The sequence below is a fragment of the Mesorhizobium sp. AA22 genome, from assembly GCF_001672375.2.
GTDB lineage: Bacteria > Pseudomonadota > Alphaproteobacteria > Rhizobiales > Rhizobiaceae > Mesorhizobium > Mesorhizobium wenxiniae.
Map to the genome: position 1 here is coordinate 1,597,473 of NZ_CP048406.1, position 26,385 is coordinate 1,623,857.

A 26,385-nucleotide genomic window follows, 5' to 3' on the forward strand; every position below is an offset into this window, starting at 1 on the left:
CGATACCAGCATCACTCGTTATCCCGGCAGCGGGATATCCAAAGCCGTGGCCACGCGGCGGTTTTGTGAAGGAATTTCGATGGCAAACTATGCGGATGCGCAGGAATTGGCTGCTTTGCGGTCGCTTTCGGCCAGCATCGGGCGCGACCCGCATTTGACCCAGGCCGCGGGCGGCAACACTTCGCTGAAGGCTGGCGACACGCTCTGGATCAAGGCTTCCGGTACTTGGTTGAAGAATGCGCTCGCCGAAGACATTATGGTGCCCGTGGCGATCGCCCCGCTGCTCAGGGCTGTCCAACAGCGCGACCCGGCCGCCGATAAGCCGCAGGGTTTCGCCATCGAGGCGCTCAACACACGCAGGCTGCGCCCCTCGATCGAGACCACGGTTCATGCCCTGATGCCGCAGCGCGTCGTCCTGCATGTCCACTGCGTCGACACTATTTCGCTTGCCGTGCAGGCCGACTGCGAGGCTCAAATCGCCAAGCGCCTCGATGGTCTCGAATGGGCGTATGTTCCCTATCGCCGGCCGGGCCTCCCGCTCGCCCAAGGCATTGCCGAGCGCCTTCGACCAGGGGTCGATATGCTGATCCTTGCCAATCACGGCCTGGTCGTCGCAGCCGAGACCGTTGCCGGCGCCGAAGCGCTGCTGCGCCGCGTCACAGGGCTGCTGGCGCGGCCGCCCCGCGAGGTGGCGGAGCCCAACCTTGCTGCACTGACGGCGCTCATCGGACGCACCGGTTACAGGTTGCCGGCGGATGTCGAAGCGCATGCGGCCGCGATCGATCAGGAAAGCTGCCGCATGGCGTCGGGGGGCAGCCTCTATCCCGATCACGTTATCTTTCTCGGCCAGGGTTCGGTCGTGGCGAGACCCGGCGAGGACGTGAGGCGTGTCACCGAACGGTGCGACAGTGCACCGGTGGCAATCCTGTTTCCCGGGCTTGGCGTGCTGATGCGCGGCGACGCGAGTGGCGGCGCCGACGCCATGCAACGCTGCCTTGCCGACGTGACGGCGCGGGTCGATGTCGCGGCGAAGCTGAACTATCTGACCGCAGCCGAGAACGACGAACTGATCAACTGGGACGCCGAGCAGTACCGCCAGAAACTCAATGCAGCCGGCAGCTGACATGGCGCGTTCGAAGGGCCCGCTTTCGATCGGCCCCCTTTCGATCGGCATCGACATCGGCACATCAGGTGCGCGCGCCGTCGCCATGCGCCCGGACTTTTCGATTGCCGCGCGTTCCGCCGTCCCACTCGATAGATTTGGCCAGAACGCCCCCGACCCATCAGTGTGGTGGTCAGCGGTCGGCGCGGCGCTGACCGAACTGCTTTCAGGCATCGATCGCGTCGCGGTCCGGTCGATTGCCGTCGACGGCACTTCGGGCACGCTGCTGCCGGTCGACGGCACCGGGCGGCCGCTCGCCGAACCGTTGATGTACAATGACAAGGTCGACGACGACGCCATTCTGGCCGTGATCGCGCGCGAGGCGCCGGCAGCGAGCGCAGCACTTGGGGCGACGTCCGGTCTCGCCAAGGCGCTCCGGTTCCAGCGACGGTCGGGCGTTGCCGCGGTGCTGCATCAGGCCGACTGGATCGCGGGACAGTTCTCCGGCCGTTTCAATGTCAGCGACGAGAACAATGCCCTGAAAACCGGTTACGACGTCGAGGCCCGGCGCTGGCCGGACTGGATCGCCGCGACCGCCATGCGCATGGAACTCCTGCCTCGCGTCGTCAAGCCGGGCGACATCACGGGAACGCTCTCCGCGAGCGCCGCGGATTTGTTCGGCCTGGCGCGCGACGTCGCCGTGGTCGCCGGGACAACGGATGGCTGCGCGTCATTCCTGGCGACGGGGGCTGCGGCAGTTGGCGACGGCGTCACCGCTCTGGGGTCCTCGCTGACCATCAAGATCCTCTCCGACCGGCCGATCTCGGCGCCGCAGTTCGGAATCTATAGTCACCGGTTGGGAGATGCCTATCTGGCGGGTGGTGCGTCGAATTCGGGCGGCAAGGTGCTGGCGCAGCATTTTCCCCTTGCGCGCATCATCGAGTTGAGTGCGGCGATCGACCCTATGACGGAGACGGGCCTCGACTATTATCCACTTCCCGCGGTCGGCGAACGCTTCCCCGTAGCCGATCCTGCCCTGCCGCCGCGTCTGACGCCGCGGCCGGCGGACGACGCCGACTATCTGAAAGGAATGTTGGAGGGCATTGCCGAGATCGAGGCGCTCGGCTATCGCCGGCTTGCCGAGCTCGGCGCGCCTCGGCTGAACTCGGTCAGAAGTGTCGGCGGCGGTGCGGCAAACGCCGCCTGGACCGCGATCCGGCAGCGCAAGCTGGGCGTCGATTTTCTGCCGGCGCTTTCGGACGAGGCGGCCGCCGGCACGGCGCGGCTGGCGCTGATGGGCGCAATCGAAGCGGGGCTTTTGTGATCACGAAGACAGTTGAACATGTCGATGGCATCGGAGCGCTGGTTGAGCGCTATCAGGTGTTCCTGCTCGATCAGTTCGGCGTGCTGCACGATGGTACAAACCCTTATCCGGGCGCCGTGGAGGCATTGTCGGCGCTTAAGCGCGCAGGCAGGACGATTGTGCTGGTCTCAAACTCGGGCAGGCGCGCGCGGCCCAACGAAGCCCGCTTGCTGAAGCTCGGCTTCCAACCAGGAAGCTGGGATCAATTTGTCTCCTCCGGCGAGATCGCGTGGCGGTCCTTTCACGAAATGGCGATATCTGGAACGCTGCGCCCAAACACGAAGTGCCTACTGATCAGCCGCGAGGGCGATCGCTCGGCGATTGAAGGCCTGCCTTTCGCGTTGACCGGTGACGGCGACGATGCCGAGCTGGTGCTGATCGCTGCCAGTGAGGGCGATCGCTATGACATCGATCACTATCACAGACTTTTTGCACCGGCAGCAATGCGGCAGGTGCCGTGCTTCTGCACCAACCCCGACAAAATCATGCTGACCGCCGTGGGGCCCCGCTTTGGCGCCGGTCAGCTTGCGGATCTCTATGAGAGCCTCGGCGGCAGCGTCACCCGTATCGGCAAGCCCTATACCCCGATCTTCGACGCCGCGCTGGCGCTGGCGGGCAACCCGGACCGAAGCAGCGTGGTTTGTGTCGGCGACAGCGTCGAACACGATGTCGCCGGCGGAATTGGCGCCGGCGTGGCGACTGCGCTGGTCCTGTCCGGAATATTGGCTGACACCCCTGACCTGGCCGAGCTTTTCGACAGGCTGGATGCCTACCCCGATTACACCACGGATGCTTTTAAATTCGCTGATTGAGGCCGTCAGTTTTCCAGGGTTGGGCGCTGCCACGGCAATGATACTGTCGGTCGTGGTGCTCGGTGGCGCAGCCCTTTGGCTGCCGGTGCCAGTTCACATCAGGTTGGTCGGAGGCTATTGATCCTGCATGCGTGATTTTCAACTCCCCGGTCGGTCGCCGGTTCGTGCGACGGAAGCGATGGCCGCGACATCGCACCCTCTGGCGACACTGGCGGCGCTCGAGATGCTGCGGTCCGGCGGTAACGCGATGGATGCAGCCGTGTGCGCGGCGGCGGTGCAGGCGGTCGTCGAGCCGCAATCGACCGGTATCGGCGGCGACTGTTTTGTCCTCTATTGTCCCAACGGCCAAGGCGAGGTTCTGGCCTTCAACGGCTCCGGCCGCGCACCTGCGTCAGCGACGGCTGAATGGTATCTGGACAGGGGGCATGTCGAACTGCCTGAGTCCGGTCCGCACGCGGTCACCGTGCCGGGCGCCGTTGACGCCTGGTGCCGGCTGCTTGAGAAGCACGGCAGAAAGGGCATCGACGCCGCGCTCGCACCTGCCATACGCTACGCCGAACAGGGCTACGTCGTCCAAGACCGCGTCGCCTTCGACTGGGCTGAAAGTGCTGCCTTGCTTGCCGCTGACGAACATGCCGCGCGGATATTTCTGCCGGATGGAAGGGCGCCGCAGGCAGGCGAGTTGCACCGGCAGCCGCAACTGGCCGACACCTTGCGCATCGTCTCGCGCCGTGGCCGCGCCGGCTTTTACGAAGGCGAGGTTGCGGACGACATGGTCTCGCGTCTGCGCGCGCTTGGCGGGCTGCATGCGCTCGAGGATTTTGCGGCCACGAAGGGTGAGTATGTCAGGCCCGTCGGTACGTCCTACCGAGGCTACGACATCCATCAGATGCCGCCGAACAACCAGGGCCTGACGGCACTGATCATGCTGAATGTGCTGTCAGGCTTCTCGCTCGGCTCCCTGGAACCGAACGGCGCCGAGCGCCTTCACCTCGAGATCGAGGCTGGGCGGCTTGCCTATCAGGACCGCGACGATTTCATCGGCGACCAGAACCAAGTCCATGTTCCGGTAGAGCAGTTGTTGTCCAGATCGCATGCGGACCGGCTCCGCGCCGAGATCGATCCGGCGCGTGCGATGACGCATCTGCCTCGGCTTGAGCTTCAGCCGAGCGATACCGTTTACATCTCCGTGGTCGACCGCGATCGTAATGCGGTCAGCTTCATCAACTCGACCTTTGGTTCGTTCGGCAGCGGGGTGGTCGGCCCGAGCACCGGCGTCGTCCTGCAGAACCGCGGCAGCAGCTTCCGCCTGGCGGCGGACCACCCAAACCGCATCGCACCGGGAAAACGCCCCATGCACACCATCATGCCGGGCATGGTGACAGCCAAGGGCCGGGCGATCATGCCGTTCGGCGTGATGGGCGGCGGCTACCAGCCGTTCGGCCATGTCCACCTGCTCACCAACATTATCGATTTCGGCATGGACCCGCAGGAGGCGCTTGATGCGCCGAGGGTGTTTTACCGCCAGGACGCAGTGGAGGCGGAGCGTGGCGTTCCGGCCGAGGCGATCGCCGGCCTGCGCGAGCGAGGCCACGACGTGTCCATCCCAACCGAGCCGCATGGCGGCGGCCAACTGGTGCTGATCGACTGGGACAAGGGCACGCTTACCGGCGCGTCCGATCCACGCAAGGATGGTTGCGCGCTGGGTTATTGACGATCGGCCGCGCCTTGCGTGCTGGTCCTGTTCAGTTTTGGCGCTGCCGTCACCAGCGCCTTGCCGATCGTCGATTGCGGGGCACCGATGACCGCACGGGCGTTGCCGCTCTCGGCGACGCGGCCGGCGTCGAGGATGACGACACGATGGGCGATGGCGCTGATAACGCCGAGATCATGCGAAATGAACAGATAGGCGATCCGTTCCTCGCGCTGCAGATCGAGCAGCAATTGCAGGATCTGTCGGCGCACCGATACGTCGAGCGCGGACACCGCTTCGTCGAGCACGATCAGCGACGGCTTTGTCGCGATGGCGCGAGCAATCGCGATGCGCTGGCGCTGGCCGCCCGAGATCTCGTGGATGGCGCGGCCGGCGAGATCAGCGCTCAGGCCGACGCGATCGAGCAGAGCGGCAATGCGGCGCGGGCGTTCTGATCGGGTTGCGATGCCATGGATCCGCAGCGGATCGTCGAGCACGCGCGCGACGGTGGCGCGTGGGTTGAAGGCGGCGAGCGGGTCCTGAAATACCATTTGCAGACGAGCACGCCGGGCGCGCAAGGCAGCGCCGCTCAGGGATAGGAAATCGCCGCCTTCGAACTCGATGCGGCCGGCGTCCGATTCGATCAGCCGCAGCAGCAGCCGCGCGATGGTCGACTTGCCGCTGCCGGAAGGCCCGGCCAGTGCCAGCGTCTCGCCGGGCTCGATGTCGAAGGAAACATCATCGACGGCGGCGATTGTCTTGCCGCCGCGACGATATCGTTTGGCCAGGCCGCAAACAGCCAGCAATGGACGGCTCACCTCGATGCTCCTGCCGGCTGCAGCATTGGTTCGGCGTCGAGGCCGAGATGAGCGTCGAGCAGCGCTCTTGTGTAGGCGTGGCGCGGGCCAGCAATGATCTGCGCCGTCGCACCGAGCTCGACCAGCTCGCCGTGCCGGAACACGGCGATGCGCTCGGCCAGCTCGGTGGCCAGCGCGATGTCGTGGCTGACGAACAGCAGCGTCATCCCGTCCTCGGCCACCAATTGTCGGATCAGCGCGACGATCTCGGCCTGCACGATGGTGTCCAACGCGCTGGTCGCCTCATCGGCGATCAGCAGTTTCGGACGTGCCGCGATCGCGGCGGCGATCGCTACGCGCTGCTTCTGGCCGCCGGAAAGCTGGTGCGGATAGGCGCGCAAGGCGGCGTCGGGATCGGACAGGCGGACGCGTTCGAGCAGGGTTTTTGCCCAAGCATAGGATTGCGGCCAAGGAAGGCGGAGATGCGTGTGCGCAACTTCCGCGATCTGCTCGCCGACCGACATCACCGGATCGAGGCTGGCCGAGGGGTCCTGGAAGACGAAGCCAATGTCGCGGCCGCCGAGGGGGGTGTGAGTGGACCGGGTAATGAATTCGGATGGCTGGCGTTCTTTCACACCCCCCTCAGAGGGGGGTGCCTTGGCACCAACGGATGGCGACGATGGCAAAAACCAGTCAAGGCAGCCGTCAATCCTGGAGAAAGCCGGCAGCAGCCCGGCGATGGCCAGCGCCAGCGTGCTCTTGCCCGAGCCGCTCTCGCCGATGATGGCGAGGCGCTCGCCGGCGGCGGCATCGAGGTTGACATGTTTCAGTGCCGCCACCTCGGCGCCATCGCGGCGATAGCTCACCGTCAAATCGCGGATCGAAAGCAGTGCCGTCACGACAGGCTCCTCCTCACCGCTGTCGTTTCGACGACGCCTTCGCCGGCGAGATAGAGGCCGAGCACGGTCAGCACGAGCGCTACGCCCGGAATGATCGACAGGAAGGGCGCGGTGCGCAGCACGGCGCGACCTTCGGCGATCATGCCGCCCCAGGTCATGCGGTTCGGGTCGCCGAGACCGAGGAAGGACAATGCCGCTTCAGTAAGGATCGCCGCGGCGACGATCACCGACGACAATGCCAGCACCGGCGGCAATGCGTTGGGCAGCACTTCGCGAAAGGCGATCTCCAGCGGATGCATGCCGATGACGCGGGCGCCGGCGACAAAATCGCGCTCGCGGATCGACAGCACTTCGGCTCGCGCTACGCGCGCCGGACCGGTCCATGCGCCGAGCGCTATCGCCGCGACGACGACGCCGAGCGATGGCCCGACGACGCTGACGAAAGCCAGCGCCAGCAGGAAGCTCGGCACGGTCTGGAAGGCGTCAGTGATGCGCATAAGGACTTCGTCGACGAGGCCGCCGGTAAAGCCGGCCAGCGTGCCGACTATCGCGCCGACGGCAATGGCTGCGGCTGCCGCCGCCAGCCCGACTGCCAGCGAGGTGCGGGCGCCGTGGAAAAGTTCGGCCAGCACGTCACGGCCAAGCCGGTCGGTGCCGAGCGGCAGCGACCACTCCTGAAAGGGCGGCAGCAATGCCGGCCCGGCAATGGCCTGCGGATCGCCGGGGAAGAACAGCGACGCCGACAGGGCGATGGCAAACAGCGCCACCAGGATGATCGCGCCGGCGATCGCTTCCGGCGCCCGAAGAAAGCGGCGAAGCGGGTTCACGCGCTCGCCTCGTTGGCGCCGACGCGCGGATCGAGGAAGGCGTAGGCGATGTCGACGAGAAGGTTGATCACGACAACCAGAACGGCGCTGGTGAGAATGATGCCGAGCAGCAGCGGCGTGTCTCGCGCCGCCACTGCTTCCTGCGCCAGCCGGCCAAGGCCGGGCACGGAAAAGACGCTTTCGATGACGACGCTGCCGCCGAGCATCTGCGACGATTGCAGGCCGAGCATGGTGACCAGCGGCAACAGCGCGTTGCGGGCAACGTGGGCGAGCACGATGCGGCGGCGGGACAGCCCTTTAGCGCGAGCGGCGAGGACAAAATCCTGTCGCCAGACCTCGGCCATGCCGGCGCGCATCATGCGCAGGTAGAGCGCGAGATAGATGAAGCCGAGTGCGCACACCGGCAGGACGAGATGGCTGGCGATATCAACGGCGCGGTCGAGGCCGGTCTTGGCCGACGCGAGGCTCTCGATGCCGCCGATCGGGAACCAGCGCAGGTCGACGGCGAAGACGATGATCAGCACCAGCCCGAGCCAGAAGCCGGGAACGGCATAGAGCGCCAGCGAACCGATCGACAGGAAACGGTCGCGAAAGCTGCCGGGCCTGGCGCCGGCATAGATGCCGAGTGCCGAGCCGAGCCCGAAGGAGAGCGCGGTGGCGCTACCCATCAAAAGCAGCGTGTTGGGCAGGCGTTCGAGGATGACGTCGCGGATCGGCCGCAAAAAGCTCACCGATTGGCCGAGGTCGAGATGCAGCAGCGCCCAGAGATAGTTGGCCAGCCGCGTCAGCGCCGACTGGTCAAGGCCCCAACGATGGCGCAGCAGTTCGATCATGCCGGCATCGCCGCCGGTCGAGGCGATATAGGCGTCGACCGCGTCGCCGGGGGCGGCTTCCAGCAAAAGGAAAGTGCCGATGACGACAATCAGCAGTACGAAGACGCTGCCGACGAGGCGACGGCGAAGGAGGATGAGGCTGCGGGTCATGCGGCAATCGCGCTGGGGAGGGATCCCAGCCAGTGGCGTCGCGTTCCACGGCGCCCCCCTCGTGGGGGAGATGTCCGGCAGGACAGAGGGGGGCGCGAAGGAACTCTCATCGCCGAAGCTGAGCACCCGATTACGCGATGTGCAAGCCTGGAGAAAACGCTAGCCCGCCAAATAGGTGTCCGCCCAGTTCGACACCGCCCAGCGCGGGTTGTTGGCGACATTCCCCACCGTATCTCTGATAACGCTGATGAAGCTCCATTCGGCGACGTTGATCAGCGGCAGGTCGGCTGCGACCTTTTTCTGAAACTCCTTGTAAAGTTGCGTCCGCGCGGCGGGGTCGAGCGTCTCGGATGCCTTGGCGATCAGGGCGTCGAGTTCGTCGTTCTTGTAGCCGCCCTGGTTGGAGAACGGCACCCCGTCGGGAATGCCGCTCTGCACGAGGATGGTGGTCGAGATCGCAGGGTCGCCGCGGAACACCGGCGGCCCGACCGCGAGGTCGAAAGCGTGGTCGGTGTAGACAGCCTTGATATGCGCGGCCGAGTCGTTGTTGACCAGCTGCGCGTCAATGCCGATGGCGGCGAGCGCCTGGCGCAAATAGTCGCCGAACTGCTTGGTCTCGTTGAAATAGGGTGCCGGCAGTAGCTTCAGTGAAAAGCGCTTGCCGTTGTCGCCTTTGCGGTAACCGGCTTCGTCGAGCAGGGCGTTGGCCTTGGCCACATCGAAGTCATAGGTCGGCACATCGGCCGTATAGAATTGCGGATCGTTCTTCGGCACCGGGCCAGTGGCTGTGGCGGCGTAGCCGAGGAACACTGTCTTGACGACGAAATCCTTGTCGATGGCGTGGGCGATCGCCTGGCGCACCTTCAGGTCGGCCAGTTCCTTGCGGCGATGGTTGATCTCGACGACAAGCTGATAGGTCAGCCCCTCATAACCCTTGGTAATCACCTTGAGACCAGGCACCTTGGAGATGCGGTCGAGATCGGCCAGCGGCACCGCGGAAAAGGCGGCGAGCTGGATCTCCTCCGCCTCGAGCGCGCTTGCGGCCGAGGTGCGGTCGGGCAGCACCTGATAGATGATCTCGTCAAGGTAAGGCTGGTCCTTGCCCCAATAATCGGCATTCTTCTCCAGCCGGTAATATTCGCCTGACTTGTGTTCGGCGAATTTGAACGGGCCGGTACCGACGGGCGCGTTGTTGGCCGGGTTCTCTTCGATCTTTCCGGTCTCGTAGATGTGCTTGGGCACCACGCTGCTCAGCGCCGGCAAGGCATTGCGGATCAGCTGGAACGGTGTCGGCTTGGCGAATTTGAACACAGCCGTCAGTTCGTCCGGCGTGTCGACCGCCTCCAGATCCTTGAACACGGTGCGGCCGAGATTCTGCAGCGGCTTCCAGATCTGCAGCGCCGAGAACGCGACGTCGGCGGAGGTGAAGGGTTTGCCGTCATGCCATTTGACGCCCTCGCGCAATTTGAACGTTACCGACAGGCCATCGGCGGCGCCCTCCCAACCTATCGCCAGGCGCGGGTCGAGCCCGTCCTTGCCCTCGAAGGACGCCTCGGCCAGCGTTTCCACGATCTTGCTCGAAATGAAGAACACGCCGTTGGAAGCAACGATCGCCGGGTTGAGGTTGCGCGGCTCCGAATCGGCGGCGACGACCAGCCGTCCGCCCTTGTTCGGCGTCTGTGCCAGACCGATGGTGGGCAGCGCCGTCGAGGTCAGAAGCAATGCCGAACCGGTAAGCACGGTGCGTCTGGAAATCGTGAAATCTGACATGATTGAACTCCGTCCCTCTCAGCCACCCGGCCGGGTGGGCCATCACCCTCGGACGCCAGACGGCCTCCTTGCAAGGGTGATTATGAGCCTTGCCGAGGGTTTCGCCAGAGACGGATTTGGCGCATCCTCATGTGGCTTTGAAATTTTCGTCCGCTGGACCAGTTACAAGAAGCCGTTCAATCCGACCATTTCTGGTAGGACCAAATTAGGCTGGACACCGCAGTGTACGACGGAGGGTGCCGGAACGGCCGTTCCACATGTTTCTGGCTGGACCAGGCTGGACAAAATAGTGCAGATTTGACCGACAGCCAGAGCATCAGAACCAAAACAGCCTCGGCCAGGGAAATTCAGGGAGAGAGAGATGAACGTCGCCCCGGGCAAGAATGCCGTCAGCACCATCCCGTTCGATCATGCCAGGGTCGATCGGCTGATGGAGGAGGCCGGCATCGATGTGCTGCTCGCTACCTCCAAGCACAACACGCAATATCTGCTTGGCGGCTACAAGTTCATCTTCTTCGCCGCCATGGATGCGATCGGCCATAGCCGCTATCTGCCGATCGTTGTCTATGAGAAGGGCGGGCCGGGCCACGCCGCCTATATCGGCAACCGCATGGAGGGCGGCGAGCACCAGAACAAGCCGTTCTGGACGCCGACCTTGCATGCCGCCTGCTGGGGCACGCTCGACGCCGCCAACCATGCCGTCGAACACCTGACGAAAATCGGCAAGGGCGATGCCCGCATCGGCATCGAGCCGGCTTTCCTGCCGTCGGATGCCTACACGCTGATCCGCAAGGCATTGCCCGACGCCAGGCTGATCGACGCGACTGATATGCTCGAGCGGATGCGTGCCATCAAGACGGAAGCCGAGTTGGAGAAGTTGCGCATCGCCTCCGAACTGATCACCGATTCCATGCTGGCGACCATTGCGTGGGCACGCGAAGGCACGACCAAGACTGAGATCATCGAGCAATTGCGGCGCGAGGAGACCAATCGCGGAGCGCATTTCGAATATTGCCTGCTGACGCTGGGTTCCAGCCACAACCGCGCCGGCTCGCCACAGGCATGGAAGAAGGGCGAGGTGATGTCGATTGACTCAGGCGGCAATTATCACGGCTATATCGGCGACCTCTGCCGCATGGGCATTCTGGGCGAGCCGGATGCCGAACTCGAGGACCTTTTAGCCGAGGTCGAGACGGTGCAGCAGGCGGCCTTTTCCAAGGTATGCGCTGGCACACTGGGCGGTGATATGATCTCCTATGCGGAGGGCGTGCTGAAGAAATCCAAGGTTGCGCCCTATACCGATTTCTTCGCCCACGGCATGGGGTTGATCACGCATGAAGCGCCATTTCTGATGACCAACCATCCGGTGACCTATGAAGGCACCTATTCCGAAAAGCCGCTGGAGAAAAACATGGTGCTCTCGGTCGAGACGACGATGCTCCACCCGACGCGCGGCTTCATCAAGCTCGAAGACACGGTGGCGGTCACCGATAGCGGCTACGTCATGTTCGGCGATCGGGGCAGGGGCTGGAACCGGGGTGGGGTTTGACAGCCATGCAATGAAAGGCGCTGCCCCCTCACCCGGATTGCCAACCGAATTGCAAAGGGCAATTCGGGACAATCCGACCTCTCCCCGAGGGGAGAGAAGGGCGCCAACACTGGCGCCTGTCTCTTCTCCCCAGCGGGGAGAAGGTGGCCGCGAAGCGGCCGGATGAGGGGGCCTCAACACTGAGGCGGCGGCAAGATCACTTCCCGCCCGGCGGCAGCAGCCTGAAATCCGGCAGGTCGCGCAACGCCAGTTCCGGTCCGGCGGGCGAATAGACGACGAAGAGCTGCATCGGCCCATCGCCGGTATTTAGCGTTGAATGGAAGCGGCTTTCCGGCACATAGATGGTGCAGCCGGGGCCGACCTTCGCAATGACCGGATTGCCCTTGTCGTCCTCAACCATCTGCTCGCCATTACCTGATATGACGAAGATGATTTCCTCGGCGCCCGGGTGGTTGTGGCGCGTGTGGCCCTTGCCGGACGGCAGGTCGACGACGCCGCCGGAAAAGCGCGTCGCGCCGTTCACCTCGGGCGCCACCGTCAGCGACAGTCTGCCCCAGTCGAAGCCGAAGGCGCTGACATCCTTCGGGTAGACAAACACCTTGCCCTTGTCGGTCATCGTCTCACCCCTTCTTTTCTTTGCAACGATTGTGCCGCCAAGCGTGACGGCCTTGAAATCCGCAGTCTGCCTGGCGATCGCCGCTTCCGCCGGCAGCCGCTCCATCGAGCTTGCCCCGTAAAAGCCGTGCAGGCCCTTGCAGCGTTCGAGTATGTACCGGGCGTCGTCCGGCATCGAGATCGGCCCGCCATGGCAAAGCAGGATGACGTCCTTGCGCACGACACGCGCCGCTTCAGCGATGGCGTCGACCTCCGTCACGCAGTCGTCGAGCGACTTGGCCGACGTCGCGCCGATCGAGCCGCCGGTGGTCACCCCCATATGGGCGACGACGATGTCGGCGCCGGCCTTGGTCATGGCGCGGGCCTCATCGGGATTGAACACATAGGGCGTGGTCAGCAGATCAAGCTCGTGTGCCGCGGCAATCATGTCGACCTCGAGCCCGAAGCCCATGCCGGTTTCTTCGAAACTCTGCCGCATCTGCCCGTCGAACAGGCCAATGGTCGGAAAGTTCTGCACGCCGGAAAAACCCATCGTCTTCAGCTCGGTCAGCAGCAGCGGCATGATGACGAAGGGATCGGTGCCGTTGACGCCGGCCAGCACCGGCGTCTTCTTCACCACCGGCAGCACCTCATAGGCCATTTCCTTGACGATCTCGTTGGCGTTGCCATAGGCGAGCAGGCCGGCGGCCGAGCCGCGGCCGGCCATGCGGTAGCGGCCGGAATTGTAGATGATGATCAGGTCGATGCCGCCGGCCTCCTCGGCCTTGGCCGACAGCCCGGTGCCGGCGCCGCCGCCGACGATCGGCACGCCGCCGGCAATCATCTTGCGGAACTTCTCCAGGATCTTCTTGCGCGGTATGGCGGGCATGGCTTCGTCTCTCACTGTCTGGCGATGTCGAGGAAAGCCGCAACCGCAGCCTTGGCGAATTCGGGATCGTTGATGTGCAGCGGCAGGCGGATCACGCGACGCGTGGTATCCGGCATGATCGTGCGCTCGATGGCCTCGAAGAGTGCTGCATCGGCCTCGGGGTCGAAGAAGGCGCCGCCTTCGATGTCGAGCGCCGAGACGCCCTTTTCGGGAATGAGGAACCGGACCGGACCCTCGCAGAGGCTCAGTCTGGCGCCGATCCATTCGCCGATCCTGCGGCATTCGTCAGGCGTCGTGCGCATCAGCGTCACGTTCGGATTGTGCTCGTAAAACAGCCGCCCGCTATAGCGTTCCGGAATGGTCGACGGCGCCCAGAAATTCACCATGTCGAGCGCGCCGACCGAACCGACATAGGGCAGCCTGGTGCGGGCGATCGCGCCGAAGCGGTCTTCGGTCGCCGGCAGCACGCCGCCGAACAGAAGGTCGCAGACTTCTGTCGTCGTGATGTCAATGACGCCGGACAGCAAGCCGCTGTCGGCAAGCTTCTCCATGGTGCGGCCGCCGGTGCCGGTGGCGTGGAAGACCATGCAGTCATAGATCGATCGGAGCTGTTCGGCGATGGAAGTCACGCACGGCGTGGTCACGCCGAACATGGTGAGGCCGATCGACGGTCTGCCGTCGGGCGGCTCCGCCGGCTTTGCCGCCATGCCTGATATGGCCTGGGCGGCGTTGTGCAGCACGACACGAGACAGCCGGTTCAGGCCGGCCATGTCGGTCACCGACGGCATCATCACGATGTCGGAGACATCGACATAAGGTGCGGTGTCGCCCGAGGCGAGCGTCGAAACCATGATCTTGGGCAGGCCGAGCGGCAGCGCGCGCATGCCTGATGTGATGATCGAAGTGCCGCCACCACCGCCAATGCCGATCACACCTGCTATATCGGTGCGCGATTGAACAAACCGGGTGAAAGCGAGGGCCATTGCCGCCACTGCGGTGCCGCGGTCGTCGGTGCTCAGTACGGCACTGCTGCCGCCGGGATGGTGGCCGGCGACCTCTTCGGCCGAGACATCGACCGGCACGGTTGGGTTGCGCGTTCCAACATCGATGCGGGCGACAGCAGCACCGGTAGCAGCGACCGCATCGGCCAGAAAGGCGAGTTCATCACCCTTGGTGTCGGCGGTGCCCACCACATAGACGCGCTTCATTGCGTTCCCCGGTTCTAGGCGCGCTCGGCGTGCCACCTGCCGCTCTTTGCCCGGCCGCTCGGCATCGCGACGGCCATTGCAATTTTTTGAGACGCGCGTATCATATTGACATGAATGTCTCACGTCAACAAGCGGCGGTTTCCGACGATGCCGGTTCTGGAGCCGCACGCGGACCGCGCGCGCGCACAAGGCGGTTGATGCTGGAGACGGCGACAAGGCTGATGCAGGCGGGCGCCACGCCTTCGGTCAGCGAGGTCGCCGAAGCAGCAGAAGTCTCCCGCGCCACCGCCTATCGATATTTTCCAAGCCAGGCGGCCCTGGTGCAGGCGGTGGTCGACGAAGGACTCGGGCCGATCCTCACCTGGAAATCAGCCTCGGCCGATCCCGAGCGCCGCGTCGTTGAACTGTTCGACACGGCCATGCCGCGCATCGAAGCCTTCGAGGCGACCTTCAAGGCGGCGCTGAAACTGTCGCTCGACCAGTGGGCGCGGCGGCAGGCAGGCACGCTGGGCGGCGAGCCGGCCTTCACGCGCGGCCATCGCGTCGATCTGCTCAAGGACGCGATCGCACCGCTCAAGCACCGGCTGCCGCCACGCGAATTCAAGCGCCTGGCGCAGGCCCTGTCGTTGATCTTCGGCGTCGAAGTGCTCATCATACTGAAGGACATATGGGGGCTGGACAGCCGCAAGATGATGTCGGTAGCGCAATGGGCAGCCGGCGCCCTGGTGCGGGCTGCAGTGATGGAATCGGTGACCGAAGGAGGCAGAAGCGCGCCGGCGACAGCCACGGAATAGTATCGATCTGGTTCGACCAGTTTGGGATGCTGATTACCGACAATAGTCGACGTGCCGTAACGCGAGCAAGGCCCTTGCGTATCAAGGAGTAGGAAAATTTAAGAAAAACAGACAGATGTTGCTGGAATCCGCTTGTCTGAGGGGCTGCCATCGTCCAAGAAAGAGCTTGACGTGTGTCCGAAATTGGTAATACCAGATCAGGACAATATGGCGGATTAAAAGTGAGGGCTGCGATCCATTCCGGCCGAGCGAGGAGGCTCGAAACCGAAACGCTGCCACCACGGGAGAACTACCAGGGTCGGCCTCACCGCCGGCTCGCATGATACGGTAGAATGCGCACAAGGGAGGAAATCATTATGCGCAAGACAATGACCAGCATGCTTGCTGGTATCGGCTTAGTGCTCGCCTGCGGAACGTCCGTCTACGCGCAGGACAAGGAACTCACCATATTCTGGGCTGAATGGGATCCGGCAAACTATTTGCAGGAACTCGTCAACCTTTACGAGGCCGAGAGCGGCGTGAAGGTCACGGTCGAAACCACGCCTTGGTCCGACTTCCAGACCAAGGCATTCACCGAGTTCAACGCCAAGGGCAGCGCCTACGACATGGTCGTCGGCGATTCCCAGTGGATCGGCGCCGCCTCCGAGGCGGGCCACTATGTCGACCTCACCGACTTCTTCAACAAGCACAACCTGAAGGAAGTGATGGCGCCGGCGACGGTGAAATACTACGCCGAATATCCGTCCAACTCCGGCAAATACTGGTCGATCCCGGCCGAGGGCGACGCGGTCGGCTGGTCCTATCGCAAGGACTGGTTCGAAGACCCGAAGGAGATGGAAGCCTTCAAAGCCAAGTACGGCTACGATCTCGGCGTGCCGAAGGACTGGAAGCAGCTGCGCGACATCGCCGAATTCTTCCACCGTCCCGACGAAAAGCGCTACGGTATCGCCATCTACACCGACAACTCCTACGACGCTCTGGTGATGGGCGTCGAGAACGCCATCTTCTCCTTTGGCGGCGAACTTGGCGACTATGCCACTTACAAGGTCGACGGCATCATCAACTCAGAGCAGAACGTCAAGGCGCTCGAGGCCTACAAGGAGCTCTATTCCTTCACCCCTCCTGGCTGGGCCAAGGCGTTCTTCATCGAGGACAACCAGGCGATCACCGAGAACCTGGCGGCGATGAGCATGAACTACTTCGCCTTCTTCCCGGCGCTCATCAACGAAGCCTCGAACCCGAATGCCAAGGCCACCGGCTTCTTCGCCAACCCGCCAGGACCGAACGGCGACCAGTTCGCCGCGCTCGGCGGCCAGGGTATCTCCGTCATCTCCTACTCCCAGAACCAGGAAGAGGCGATGAAGTTCCTGGAATGGTTCATCAAAGACGAGACGCAGAAGAAATGGGCGGAACTCGGCGGCTACACGGCGAGCGCCAAGGTGCTCGAGTCGCCTGAATTCCAGAACGCCACACCTTACAACAAGGCCTTCTACGAAACCATGTTCAAGGTGAAGGACTTCTGGGCGACGCCGGAATATGCCGAGCTGCTCATCCAGATGAACCAACGCGTCTATCCGTACATCACCGGCAATCAGGGCACGGCCAAGGAAGTGCTCGATTCGCTTGCTGCGGACTGGAACGCGACGTTCAAGAAATACAACCGCGTGAAGTAAACGGCACTAACGCTCGGAGGGGGCGGAGCCCGTCCCTTCCGTTTTCTTTTCCGGACAAGGAAGGAACGGGCCTTGGCCACTGCAGTCATGACTACGCTGGATCCCAACTCGCGCTCCGCCGCCCGCGGCATGAGCGACCTCACGATCCGCAATCTCTTCATCATTCCGACGATCGTTTTCCTGATCGTCTTCAACATCTTTCCACTGATCTATTCGCTCGGCTATTCCTTCACCGACTTTCGCGCGTCGAGCCCCGCGGCGGCCAATTTCGTCGGACTGCAGAATTACCGCGAGCTGCTCAACGACCCGTTCATCTGGTCGAATTTCGCCATCACCGCCAAATATGTCATCGTCTCCGTAGTCGGCCAGGTCATCGTCGGCTTCGGCGTGGCGCTGCTGCTCAATCGCGATATTCCGTTGAAGGGCCTGCTGACGACGCTTCTGCTGTTGCCAATGATGCTGTCGATGGCCGTCGTCGGCCTGTTCTGGAAACTGCTCTACGATCCGTCCTTCGGCATCATCAACTATACGCTCGGCCTCGGCTCCTTCGAGTGGCTGTCCAACCCCGACATGGCGCTCTACGCGGTTGCCATCACCGACATCTGGATGTGGTCGCCATTCGTCATGCTGCTGTCGCTCGCCGGCCTGTCGGCAGTGCCGAAGCACCTCTACGAAGCAGCCGCGATCGACCGCGCCGGTTCGTTCTATACGTTCTTTCGCATTACGCTGCCTTTGGTCGCGCCGATCCTGATGATCGCGATCATCTTTCGCACCATGGAGGCGTTCAAGACCTTCGATCTCGCCTACATCTTGACCAGCCAGCCGACCACCGAGGTGATCTCGATCCGGCTCTACAAGATGGCGTTCCAGGAATGGCAGACCGGGCGCTCCTGCGCGCTCGCCTACATCGTGCTGATCATGATCCTGGCCATCACCAACATCTACGTCAAATACCTGAACAAGGTGAAGGAGCGCTAGAATGGCCGCCGTCACCACCTCTACCGAGCGTTCGTTCAACAAGCTCGCCATCGTCGGTGTGCTGATCGTCACGATTATCTTCCTGGCGCCGATCTACTGGATAGCGTCGACGGCGTTCAAGCCGCGCAACCTCGCCACCACCATCCCGCCGACGGTGGTGTTCCAGCCGGAGATATCCCCTTTCGTAAAGCTCTTCACCAAGCGGTCGCAGTTGCGCAATGCGCCGACGCCGGAACAATACGCCGCCGCCCCGTGGTGGGAGCGCCTGGTGTTTGACGGCGGCGAGAAGGTGGTGCGCTCGGGCAGGGGTGAGGTGCAGTGGTCCGGCTATCCGAGCCGCTTCATGAATTCGCTGATCGTTGCCATCACCTCGACGATCCTCGCCGTCGGCATGGGCACTTTCACGGCTTACGGGTTCTCGCGCTTCAAGATAAAGGGGGAACAGGACCTGCTTTTCTTCATCCTGTCGACGCGCATGCTGCCGCCGGTCGTCGTCGCCATCCCGATGTTCCTGATGTACCGGGCGGTCGGCCTCAACGACACGCATTGGGGCCTGATCATCCTCTACACCGCCTTCAACCTCAGCTTCTCTGTATGGCTGATGAAGGGGTTCATGGACGAAATTCCGAAGGAGTACGAGGAGGCGGCCCTCGTCGACGGCTATACGCGCATGGAGGCATTCTTCAAAATCGTGCTGCCGGAGGCGGCCACCGGCATCGCCGCCACCGCCGTGTTCTGCTTCATCACGGCGTGGAACGAATATGCCTTCGCGCTGATCATGACCAACCGCCGCGCCCAGACGGCGCCGCCGTTCATTCCAAGCCAGGTCGGTTCCGGCCTGCCCGACTGGACGGTCATCGCGGCCGGCACCTTCCTGTTCCTGCTGCCCGTCGCCATATTCACCTTCCTGTTGCGCAACCACCTCCTGCGCGGCATGTCCTTCGGAGCGATCCGCAAATGATCCGCCATGCTACAATCCAGCGCACGGCCGAGATCGTGATGGTGTGCGGCATCATCGCGCTCTGCCAGCCGTGGAATCTCTTCCTGCACCGCTACGGGCTGACAATCATCATTGTCGGGCTGCTGACGTTCATGATCACCGGCTGGGTCGGTCCAAGGCAGAAGCCGCAGGCGACCGGCGCGCCGGAAAAAGAAGGTCACCCATGACCCAGATCGAGCTTCGTGGCGTCCAGAAATTCTTTGGCGCCGTTCAGGTCATCAAGGACCTCAATCTCAAGATCGACGACAACGAGTTCATCGTGCTGCTCGGCCAATCGGGCTGCGGCAAGACGACGACGCTTCGCGCCATCGCCGGACTGGAGACGATCGACGGCGGCGATGTCCTCATCGACGGCAAGCCGGTCCAGCATCTCAAGGCTGCCGACCGCGACATTGCCATGGTCTTCCAATCGTTCTCGCTCTATCCGCATATGAGCGTCTACGAGAACATCGCTTTTCCGTTGCGCGCAATGCGCAAGAGCAAGGCTGAGATCGACGGCGAGGTGCGCTCGGTCGCCAAAGTGCTGCAGATCACCGACCTGCTCGGCAAGAAGCCGTCGGCGCTGTCGGGTGGCGACATGCAGCGCGTGGCGATCGGCCGGGCGCTGGTGCGGCGGCCGAAGGCGATGCTGATGGACGAGCCGATCGGCGCGCTCGACGCCAAGCTGCGTGAGGAGATGCGCGCGGAGATCAAGCGGCTGCACATCAAGCAGGGCTCGACCACCATCTACGTCACCCACGACCAGATCGAGGCGATGAGCCTTGCCGACCGCATCGTCATCATGCATGAGGGCGTTCTGCAACAGGTAGGCAGCCCATCGGAAGTGTATGCGCACCCGGCCAATTTGTTTGTCGCGCAATTCGTTGGCTCGCCTGTGATGAACGTCGCCAACGCGGCGGTGACGATGAACGGCTCCGGCGCCAGGGTCACCGTCGACGGTGCCGCGGAAGGGTTCCTTTTCCCGGCCGAACTGGTCGGCCAGCTGGACGCCGCGAGCGTCGAGCAGGATCGCCTTGCACTCGGCATCCGCCCCGAAGGAGTGATGGTCTCGCGCGAGCCGGCGGACGGTTATCTGCCGGTCGAGGCGCACATCATCGAACCGCTTGGCTCCTACGACATCGTCGACCTCAAGATCGGGGCACAGATGTTGCGCGCCCGCACCCGTTCCGGTTTCGTCGGCAAGCCGGGGGTCCAGGTCTTCGCCAAGCTCGACCCGGCGCAGGCGCACTTCTTCAATACGACAAGCGGCAATTCGCTGGGGGTGAGACTCTGATGGCCCATATCCAGCTCAAGAACATCTCGAAGACATTCGGCAATCACACCGCATTGACCGGGCTCAATCTCGACATTGCCGACGGCGAGTTCTTCGTGCTGCTCGGCGAGACCGGCGCCGGCAAGACGACGACGCTGCGCATGATCGCGGGCCTGGAAGAGCCGGACGAGGGGCAGATATTCATCGACGGCGCTGATGTCGCCGACTGGGGTGCGGCCGAGCGCGACGTGGCGCTGGTTCTGCAGCAATACTCGCTTTATCCGCGCTACACGGTGCGCGAAAACCTCGAATTTCCGCTGAAGCCAAAAATCCGCCGCATCGAGCCCGACGAGATCAAGACGCGCGTCGACCGCGTTGCCAAGACCTTGCGCATCGAGCATCTGCTCGACCGCAAGACGGATCGCCTTTCTGGCGGCGAGATGCAGCGCGTCTCGATTGGTCGCGCCATCGTCAGGAAGCCCCGCGTATTCCTGATGGATGAGCCGCTGTCGGCCCTTGATGCCAAGCTGCGCGAGGCGCTGCGCACCGAGCTGAAGAACATCCAAATGAACCTTGGTCAGACCTTCCTGTTCGTCACGCACGATCAGATCGAGGCGATGTCGATGGGCGACAAGGTTGGCGTGCTCAATCATGGCCGCATCGTTCAGACCGGCACGCCGTATGAGATCTACAACAATCCGCGCGACACCTATGTGGCGAGCTTCGTCGGCTCGCCGCCGATGAACCTCATCGACGGCAAGCTCGTCGACGGCCGCGCGGTGATGGCACCGTTGAATTTCGAGCTGCCTTTTACGGGGGGTGCCAAGACGAGCGGTGCGACCGACGGTCGCCCGCTCGTCTTCGGTATTCGTCCCGAGGATGTCTATCTCGAGAGCGGGGCGCCGGTGGAAGCGCGCGTCCACGATGTCGAGAACCATGGCGTCGAAAAGATCCTGACCCTGCGGGTTGGCGACGCCATGCTGCGGGCCACGGTGCCGGCCAGAACCGATGTCGAGATCGAGCAGCCGGTGCGCTTTGCCTGGGATCCGGACAAGGTGGTGCTGTTCGACAAGGGAAGCGGGATTAGTCTCCGCCACGCGGGCTAAGCGCACCCGTTGGGCGGGAGGATGCGAAGCGGCTTGAAGCCTCTGTCCAGGTTTAGCCGGCTTGGCGGGTCTCAGCCTGTTCCTCGGCCCGAAAATGGCTGGGAGCCGATCCGATAACGCGCTTGAACGCCCGACTGAACGAGGCGTCGGATTCATAACCGAGGCGAGCGGCGACGACGGAAATCTTCAGCCGGTCGCGGACCAGCCATTGCCGTGCCTGGTGCATTCTCACCTGGGTGACATATCTCGCCGGGGTTTCGCCGACGATCGTCGCGAAGCGTTCCGCGAAACTCGATCGCGAGGCGCCCATCATCCTGGCGAGCGTTTCCACCGTCCAATCGCGGTCCGGTTCGAGATGGATCGCGGCCAGCACGCGACCGATCTCGCGGTCTCTCACGGCCGCGATCCATCCGGACGAGTCGCCGCAGCCGCGCTCGACCCATGACCGGATGACGGTGGCGGCCATCACATCGGCAAGCCGTGCCAGAATGCCGCCGGAGCCGACGCGCTCCATCGTCACTTCGCGCGCCATGGCCTCCAGCAGATGCGGAATGGCCGGTTCATAGGCTTCCAGTTCGTGCGCACGCATGACATCCGGCATCATGCCGAGCAAAGGGTGCAAACCATCGAGATTGAAATACATGCTGCCGAAAAACAGCAGGGTCCCCGGCCGGCAGCCTTCGTTCGACAGGCAGTAAACGCCCTTGCAGACCTCTGCGACCTCGTAACCCTGGATCGGCGAGGCCTCGGTGCCCGGTTCGCTGGCCAGGACATGTGCTGCACCGCGCGGCAACAGCACCGCGTCGCCTGCATTGAGTTCCACCCATTCGCCGGACGGCTGCAGCAACCAGCATCCTCTGCGGCCGATGAAATGAAATCGCGCCGCCGGCTGAGCCGGGAACTGGATGCCCCAGGGCTCCTTCATTTCGCACCGGCCATACTCGACGCCATCAAGACGCAACCCGCGCAATATGTCCGTCAGCGGATCGCCAGTGACCGGAACTTTGGACGAATGGTCAAGCATGATGGTGTTTCTAGCATGGAAACTCCAGACGGTCACTCCCTATGTTGCACTGCGGCCAAATGTTGCGCTGCAACCAGATCGGAGATCCCATCATGACCGAACCCGCGACAGGCGTCATGGACGCCGTTCTCGATCCCGCCGAAAGCGACGAGCGAGCCGAGCCGGCGTGGGGGGCGGTCGTATCCCTCGCGCTCGGTGTGTTTGGGCTCGTAACCGCAGAATTCTTGCCTGCCAGCCTGCTGACGCCGCTGGCGCAGGACCTCGGTGTGACGGAGGGCACTGCCGGCCAGGCGGTGACAGCGACGGCCGTTGTCGGCGCGATCGCCGCCCCGACTATGGCTGTCATCACCAAACGGCTTGATCGCAGACTGGTCATGTGGGCGCTGACGGTCCTCCTGATCCTGTCGAACCTCCTGGCGGCATTTGCGTCCTCGCTTCCCGTTCTTCTGATCGCCCGCATCATGCTCGGGATCAGCCTCGGCGGCTTCTGGTCGATGTCGGCGGCGATGGCGATGCGGCTTGTTCCGATGCGGCTGATGCCGCGCGCCATGTCGATCATTCTCACCGGCGTTTCGGTGGCGACGGTCTGTGCGGCCCCGGTCGGCGCCTATGTCGGCGACGTCTGGGGATGGCGAACGGCCTTCATGATCGCGGCTGTTGTCGGGGCCCTGGCGCTGCTGATGCAGGTCGCCACCCTTCCGAAGCTGCCGCCGGCGGGCGTTGCCAGTTTTCGCACCTTGCTGGAGGTGATGAAGCGGTCGACGATCAGGGCAGCACTTCTGGTGGTCGTGCTGGTGGCCTCGGGACACTTTGCCGGCTTCACCTATGTCCGGCCATTTCTCGAGAATGTTCCGGCACTGGATATCGAGACGATCTCGCTGGTGCTGCTCGCCTACGGCATTGGTGGGTTCTTCGGCAATTTCGCCGGCGGCTTCATGGCCGAGCGCAATCTCAAGGCAGCCGTCGGCCTGGCGCCTCTGCTGATTGCATTGTCAGCGCTCCTGCTGCTCGTTCTCGGTGTCTCACCCGTGGTGGCGGCAATGGCGGTTGCCGCCTGGGGCTTTGCCTTCGGTGCGGTGCCGGTCGGGCTGCAAACCTGGCTGGTAAGAGCCGCTCCCGACCAGGCCGAAAGCGCCGGCGGGCTGATGGTCGCCACGTTCCAGGTGGCCATTGCGCTCGGCGCCGTTTTCGGCGGCCTGCTGGTCGACAATGCCGGCGTCGCCAGTGCGTTCGCCTATTGCGGGATCGCGACGCTGCTGGCGGCCCTGGTGGCGTTCCGGCTTGGCCCAAAGGCAGCCGACAGTTGAGGGTCCGTCAAACCGCGCGGCCGTCGAAGTCGAAAATCGGCACAGCGTCCAGATCGAGACCGTCTATGCAATGGATGTTGACGTAGGCGCTTCGTTCGCTCTCTTCGCTGACATCCTCGGCGAAGGGATGGATGCCGCAGGTCCGGCAGAACCGATGGGCGATGACATGGTTGCCGAAGGTGTACCTGCCAAGATCGTCGCCCCAAGCAAGCACCCGCAATGCCCCGTGCGGCACTGCCCATAGCAGCGCGCCTTTGCGCGAGCAGATCGAGCAATTGCATCGCACGGCTCCGGTCAGATTGCCCTCGACCTCGAAGGCGATCTTGCCGCAGTGGCAGTTGCCTTTGTAGAGCATCAGGTCGCCTCCTTCCTTCGGTTCGACAGGGGTGCAAAAGTGCTTATGGCGGGTTATGTCTCTGCAGGCCACGCACCAGCGGTCGCCTGTAAGACGTTGCAGGCGTCCAGGAGTCCGACACCGAAAATGCAATCCGTCCGCGACAGCCTCGAAGTCGTCCTTTCGCGTCTCGCCGTCCGCGCGGACAATGAAAGCGTATTCGTAAAGCTCTATCCGGAAGCCGCACGGGCAGCAGCCGATGCCGCCGATGGTCGGCGCAGAGCCGGCGTGACGCTCGGGCCGCTCGACGGAACAATTCTGTCGATCAAAGACCTGGTCGATGTCGCCGGCGAGCCGACCACGGCCGGATCATTGTTGCTCAGCACCGCGGCGCCGGCGCTGCGGGATGCCGTCATCGTGCGGCGGCTGCGGCAGGCCGGTGCGATCATCATCGGCAAGACCAACATGACCGAATTCGCCTTCACCGCGATCGGCGTCAACCCGCATTACGGCACGCCCGGCAATGCAACCGACGCCGGCCGGATTGCGGGCGGCTCATCCTCGGGCGCCGGTGTTTCCGTTGCCGAAGGCACGAGCGAGATCTCGATCGGTTCCGACACCGGCGGTTCGGTGCGCATTCCGGCGGCGCTGAACGGTGCCGTCGGCTTCAAGCCGACGGCGCGGCGCGTATCACGCGTTGGCGTCTTCCCGCTGTCCGACACGCTCGACTCCATCGGCCCGCTTGCCCGCACCGTCGCCGAATGTGCCGCAGCCGACGCGGTGATGGCGGGCGAGGAGGCTGTGGCTCTGGTTCAGCTTTCGCTTGCCGGACTGCGCATCGGTATTCCACGCGGCGTGCTCTTCGAGGATACGGAAAAAGAGGTCTCGGCGGCGTTCGAGCGATCTGTTCGCAAGGTAGAGCTTGCGGGTGCACGCCTCGCCGATCTGTCCATCGATGACCTCCTCGCCGATTTGCGCGCGGTAACCAAGCGGGCCTCGATCGCGGCAATGGAGGGTGCCGGGGTTCATGCAGATTGGCTGGCGACAGGTGCGACGACGCCGGTCGATCCGCGGGTGAGCGAGCCGTTGTCGCGCGCCGCCGCCGTTCCCGCCACGACCTACATAAGGGCAATCCGCCGCCGCACTGCGCTTGTCGCCGTCATGGACGAGCGGCTGGCGTCGATCGATGTGCTGGCCCTTCCGACCACACCGGTCACCGCGCCGACCATCGTGTCGATGACCGGCGACGAAGCTCTATGTGAGCGTACGGAAGGCCTTCTGCTGCGCAACACGCAGGTCGCCAACCAGTTCGACCTCTGCGCGATCTCGCTGCCGATGCCGGGAATAACGCGCCCGGCCGGGCTGATGCTGGTGGCGCGCCAGTGCCACGACCACCGTCTCCTGCGCATCGCGGCGGAAGTCGAGGCACTGCTTGGCCGTTGAGGCGCCGTCAGGCGTCGGCCGGAAACCGCCGCCGGTAGTGCTCGACCACTTCGGGATTGCGCAGATTGACCGGCAATTTGTTGGCCAGCACCAGCAAGGTTTCATGGGCTGAACCGACGCCCATGCGCATCATAGACTGCTCGGTGATGCCGGCCATGTGCGGCGTGACAATGACATTGTCGAAGCTGAAATAGGGATGATCTGAAGGCAGCGGCTGCGTCGCAAAGACATCGAGCGCGGCACCGCCAATACGATCCTTTTGCAGCGCTTCGATCAACGCCTCGTCGTCGATCACCGGCCCGCGCGAAATATTGATCAGCAGCGTATGCGGCTTCATTCGACCGATGCGCTCGCGGTTGATCAGGCCGCGCGTCTCCGGTGTCAGCGGGCAGCACAGAACGATGATATCGCTCTGCTCGATCAGTGCGTCGATCGACAGGAAGCCGACCCTATCGGGCGCCGGCCTCATGCTGCGCGTCGTCGCTACCACGTTCAGGTCGAAACCATGTGCTGCGATATGGCCGATTGCCTGTCCGATGGCGCCGAAGCCGACAATGCCGATCGTCTTGCCGGCGAGCTCGCTGGCGAGAATGGTGTGGTCGCGGCCGGCCAGCCAGCCCTTCGCCCGCAAGTCGCGGTCCACCATGCGGAAACGCCGAAGCAGCGCCAGGGTCGCGAACATCACGTATTCGGCGACCGACCGTGCATTGACCGCCGGCACGTTTGCCACCAGCACGCCGGCTGCAGTGGCCGCTTCCATCGGAACCATGTCGAGCCCGGCGCCATGGCGGATTGCAGCCCGGAGCTTCGCAGCACCTTCGAACAGCGCTGATGGCAGCGGGGCGCGAACGATGATGATATCGGCGTCCCTCGCCTCAGTCGCCAGCGTGTCCGCATCGAGGGCGGAAGCGACAACGAGTTCGCCGGCACCAGTCAACATGGCGGAGGCGCGCGGGTGCAGCGTGTGCGTCGACAGGATTTTGGGCAT

24 protein-coding genes and 1 pseudogene are annotated in these 26,385 nt (G+C 63.7%); 14 read left to right on the top strand and 11 right to left on the bottom strand.

Annotation, left to right across the window (positions count from 1 at the left end; all coding sequences use genetic code 11):
• Positions 1-79 precede the first annotated feature (79 nt).
• The 4 genes from A9K68_RS07765 (at position 80) to ggt (ending at position 4,991) form a co-directional block, all read left to right on the top strand.
• On the top strand, positions 80-1,123 hold the full coding sequence (locus A9K68_RS07765; protein ID WP_065009776.1) for a class II aldolase/adducin family protein: 1,044 nt from the start codon (positions 80-82) through the stop codon (positions 1,121-1,123).
• Between the two features lies 1 nt (position 1,124).
• Positions 1,125-2,426, top strand: coding sequence for an FGGY-family carbohydrate kinase (locus A9K68_RS07770; protein ID WP_082982523.1), 1,302 nt, complete (start codon positions 1,125-1,127; stop codon positions 2,424-2,426).
• Positions 2,423-3,277 (top strand): TIGR01459 family HAD-type hydrolase, encoded by an 855-nt coding sequence (locus A9K68_RS07775; protein ID WP_065009775.1) that lies wholly within the window; start codon positions 2,423-2,425, stop codon positions 3,275-3,277. Before A9K68_RS07770 ends, A9K68_RS07775 begins: the two co-directional genes overlap by 4 nt.
• 127 nt (positions 3,278-3,404) lie before the next feature.
• The gene (gene ggt / locus A9K68_RS07780) at positions 3,405-4,991 is read left to right on the top strand and encodes a gamma-glutamyltransferase (protein ID WP_065009774.1); all 1,587 of its coding nucleotides are present in this window, start codon (positions 3,405-3,407) and stop codon (positions 4,989-4,991) included.
• On the opposite strand, the gene A9K68_RS07785 is transcribed toward ggt, so the two are convergent.
• The 5 genes from A9K68_RS07785 to A9K68_RS07805 all read right to left on the bottom strand — a co-directional run bounded on the left by A9K68_RS07785 (position 4,985) and on the right by A9K68_RS07805 (position 10,246).
• Positions 4,985-5,788: an ATP-binding cassette domain-containing protein gene (locus A9K68_RS07785; RefSeq protein WP_065009773.1), complete on the bottom strand. Its 804-nt coding sequence runs from the start codon at positions 5,786-5,788 to the stop codon at positions 4,985-4,987. The genes ggt and A9K68_RS07785 overlap by 7 nt on opposite strands.
• Complete coding sequence (locus A9K68_RS07790; protein WP_065009772.1) at positions 5,785-6,666, bottom strand: ABC transporter ATP-binding protein; 882 nt, start codon at positions 6,664-6,666, stop codon at positions 5,785-5,787. The genes A9K68_RS07785 and A9K68_RS07790 overlap by 4 nt, the downstream gene beginning before the upstream one ends.
• Positions 6,663-7,493, bottom strand: coding sequence for an ABC transporter permease (locus A9K68_RS07795; protein WP_065009771.1), 831 nt, complete (start codon positions 7,491-7,493; stop codon positions 6,663-6,665). The genes A9K68_RS07790 and A9K68_RS07795 overlap by 4 nt, the downstream gene beginning before the upstream one ends.
• Entirely contained in the window at positions 7,490-8,476 is a 987-nt protein-coding gene (locus tag A9K68_RS07800) for an ABC transporter permease (protein WP_065009770.1), read from the bottom strand. The genes A9K68_RS07795 and A9K68_RS07800 overlap by 4 nt, the downstream gene beginning before the upstream one ends.
• 159 nt (positions 8,477-8,635) lie before the next feature.
• Positions 8,636-10,246 (bottom strand): ABC transporter substrate-binding protein, encoded by a 1,611-nt coding sequence (locus tag A9K68_RS07805; protein ID WP_065009769.1) that lies wholly within the window; start codon positions 10,244-10,246, stop codon positions 8,636-8,638.
• A 361-nt stretch (positions 10,247-10,607) separates the two neighbouring features.
• Between A9K68_RS07805 and A9K68_RS07810 the strand changes: the two genes are divergently transcribed.
• The gene (locus tag A9K68_RS07810; protein WP_065009768.1) at positions 10,608-11,795 is read left to right on the top strand and encodes a Xaa-Pro peptidase family protein; all 1,188 of its coding nucleotides are present in this window, start codon (positions 10,608-10,610) and stop codon (positions 11,793-11,795) included.
• 196 nt (positions 11,796-11,991) lie between these two features.
• On the opposite strand, the gene A9K68_RS31260 is transcribed toward A9K68_RS07810, so the two are convergent.
• The 3 genes and pseudogenes from A9K68_RS31260 to A9K68_RS07820 all read right to left on the bottom strand — a co-directional run bounded on the left by A9K68_RS31260 (position 11,992) and on the right by A9K68_RS07820 (position 14,486).
• Positions 11,992-12,411, bottom strand: coding sequence for a cupin domain-containing protein (locus A9K68_RS31260; protein ID WP_082982524.1), 420 nt, complete (start codon positions 12,409-12,411; stop codon positions 11,992-11,994).
• Between the two features lie 27 nt (positions 12,412-12,438).
• Positions 12,439-13,278, bottom strand: a pseudogene (locus tag A9K68_RS07815) (phosphoenolpyruvate hydrolase family protein); the annotation flags it as partial.
• 11 nt (positions 13,279-13,289) lie between these two features.
• Positions 13,290-14,486, bottom strand: coding sequence for a Tm-1-like ATP-binding domain-containing protein (locus A9K68_RS07820; protein WP_065009767.1), 1,197 nt, complete (start codon positions 14,484-14,486; stop codon positions 13,290-13,292).
• A gap of 110 nt (positions 14,487-14,596) precedes the next feature.
• On the opposite strand from A9K68_RS07820, the gene A9K68_RS07825 reads away from it, so the two are divergent.
• The 7 genes from A9K68_RS07825 (at position 14,597) to A9K68_RS07855 (ending at position 21,289) form a co-directional block, all read left to right on the top strand.
• Entirely contained in the window at positions 14,597-15,280 is a 684-nt protein-coding gene (locus A9K68_RS07825) for a TetR/AcrR family transcriptional regulator (RefSeq protein WP_065009766.1), read from the top strand.
• Between the two features lie 356 nt (positions 15,281-15,636).
• Positions 15,637-16,953 (top strand): ABC transporter substrate-binding protein, encoded by a 1,317-nt coding sequence (locus A9K68_RS07830; RefSeq protein ID WP_065009765.1) that lies wholly within the window; start codon positions 15,637-15,639, stop codon positions 16,951-16,953.
• Positions 16,954-17,025: 72 nt separating this feature from the next.
• Entirely contained in the window at positions 17,026-17,931 is a 906-nt protein-coding gene (locus A9K68_RS07835) for a sugar ABC transporter permease (protein ID WP_029348308.1), read from the top strand.
• A 1-nt stretch (position 17,932) separates the two neighbouring features.
• The gene (locus A9K68_RS07840; protein ID WP_065009764.1) at positions 17,933-18,892 is read left to right on the top strand and encodes a carbohydrate ABC transporter permease; all 960 of its coding nucleotides are present in this window, start codon (positions 17,933-17,935) and stop codon (positions 18,890-18,892) included.
• Entirely contained in the window at positions 18,889-19,098 is a 210-nt protein-coding gene (locus A9K68_RS07845) for a hypothetical protein (RefSeq protein WP_065009763.1), read from the top strand. Before A9K68_RS07840 ends, A9K68_RS07845 begins: the two co-directional genes overlap by 4 nt.
• The gene (locus A9K68_RS07850; RefSeq protein ID WP_065009762.1) at positions 19,095-20,204 is read left to right on the top strand and encodes an ABC transporter ATP-binding protein; all 1,110 of its coding nucleotides are present in this window, start codon (positions 19,095-19,097) and stop codon (positions 20,202-20,204) included. Before A9K68_RS07845 ends, A9K68_RS07850 begins: the two co-directional genes overlap by 4 nt.
• A complete protein-coding gene (locus A9K68_RS07855; protein ID WP_029348302.1) occupies positions 20,204-21,289 on the top strand; it encodes an ABC transporter ATP-binding protein in 1,086 nt (361 codons plus the stop codon). Before A9K68_RS07850 ends, A9K68_RS07855 begins: the two co-directional genes overlap by 1 nt.
• A 52-nt stretch (positions 21,290-21,341) precedes the next feature.
• Here the strand turns inward: A9K68_RS07855 and A9K68_RS07860 are convergent, their stop codons facing one another.
• Positions 21,342-22,313: an AraC family transcriptional regulator gene (locus tag A9K68_RS07860; RefSeq protein ID WP_065009761.1), complete on the bottom strand. Its 972-nt coding sequence runs from the start codon at positions 22,311-22,313 to the stop codon at positions 21,342-21,344.
• A gap of 92 nt (positions 22,314-22,405) precedes the next feature.
• Between A9K68_RS07860 and A9K68_RS07865 the strand changes: the two genes are divergently transcribed.
• On the top strand, positions 22,406-23,620 hold the full coding sequence (locus A9K68_RS07865; protein WP_065009791.1) for an MFS transporter: 1,215 nt from the start codon (positions 22,406-22,408) through the stop codon (positions 23,618-23,620).
• A gap of 7 nt (positions 23,621-23,627) precedes the next feature.
• On the opposite strand, the gene A9K68_RS07870 is transcribed toward A9K68_RS07865, so the two are convergent.
• Positions 23,628-23,975: a GFA family protein gene (locus A9K68_RS07870; protein ID WP_065009760.1), complete on the bottom strand. Its 348-nt coding sequence runs from the start codon at positions 23,973-23,975 to the stop codon at positions 23,628-23,630.
• A gap of 126 nt (positions 23,976-24,101) precedes the next feature.
• Between A9K68_RS07870 and A9K68_RS07875 the strand changes: the two genes are divergently transcribed.
• On the top strand, positions 24,102-25,397 hold the full coding sequence (locus tag A9K68_RS07875) for an amidase (RefSeq protein WP_065009759.1): 1,296 nt from the start codon (positions 24,102-24,104) through the stop codon (positions 25,395-25,397).
• A 7-nt stretch (positions 25,398-25,404) separates the two neighbouring features.
• Here A9K68_RS07875 and A9K68_RS07880 read toward each other — a convergent pair whose 3' ends face one another.
• Positions 25,405-26,385 carry a hydroxyacid dehydrogenase gene (locus A9K68_RS07880; protein WP_065009758.1) on the bottom strand — a complete coding sequence of 327 codons (981 nt, stop codon included), beginning with the start codon at positions 26,383-26,385 and terminating at the stop codon, positions 25,405-25,407.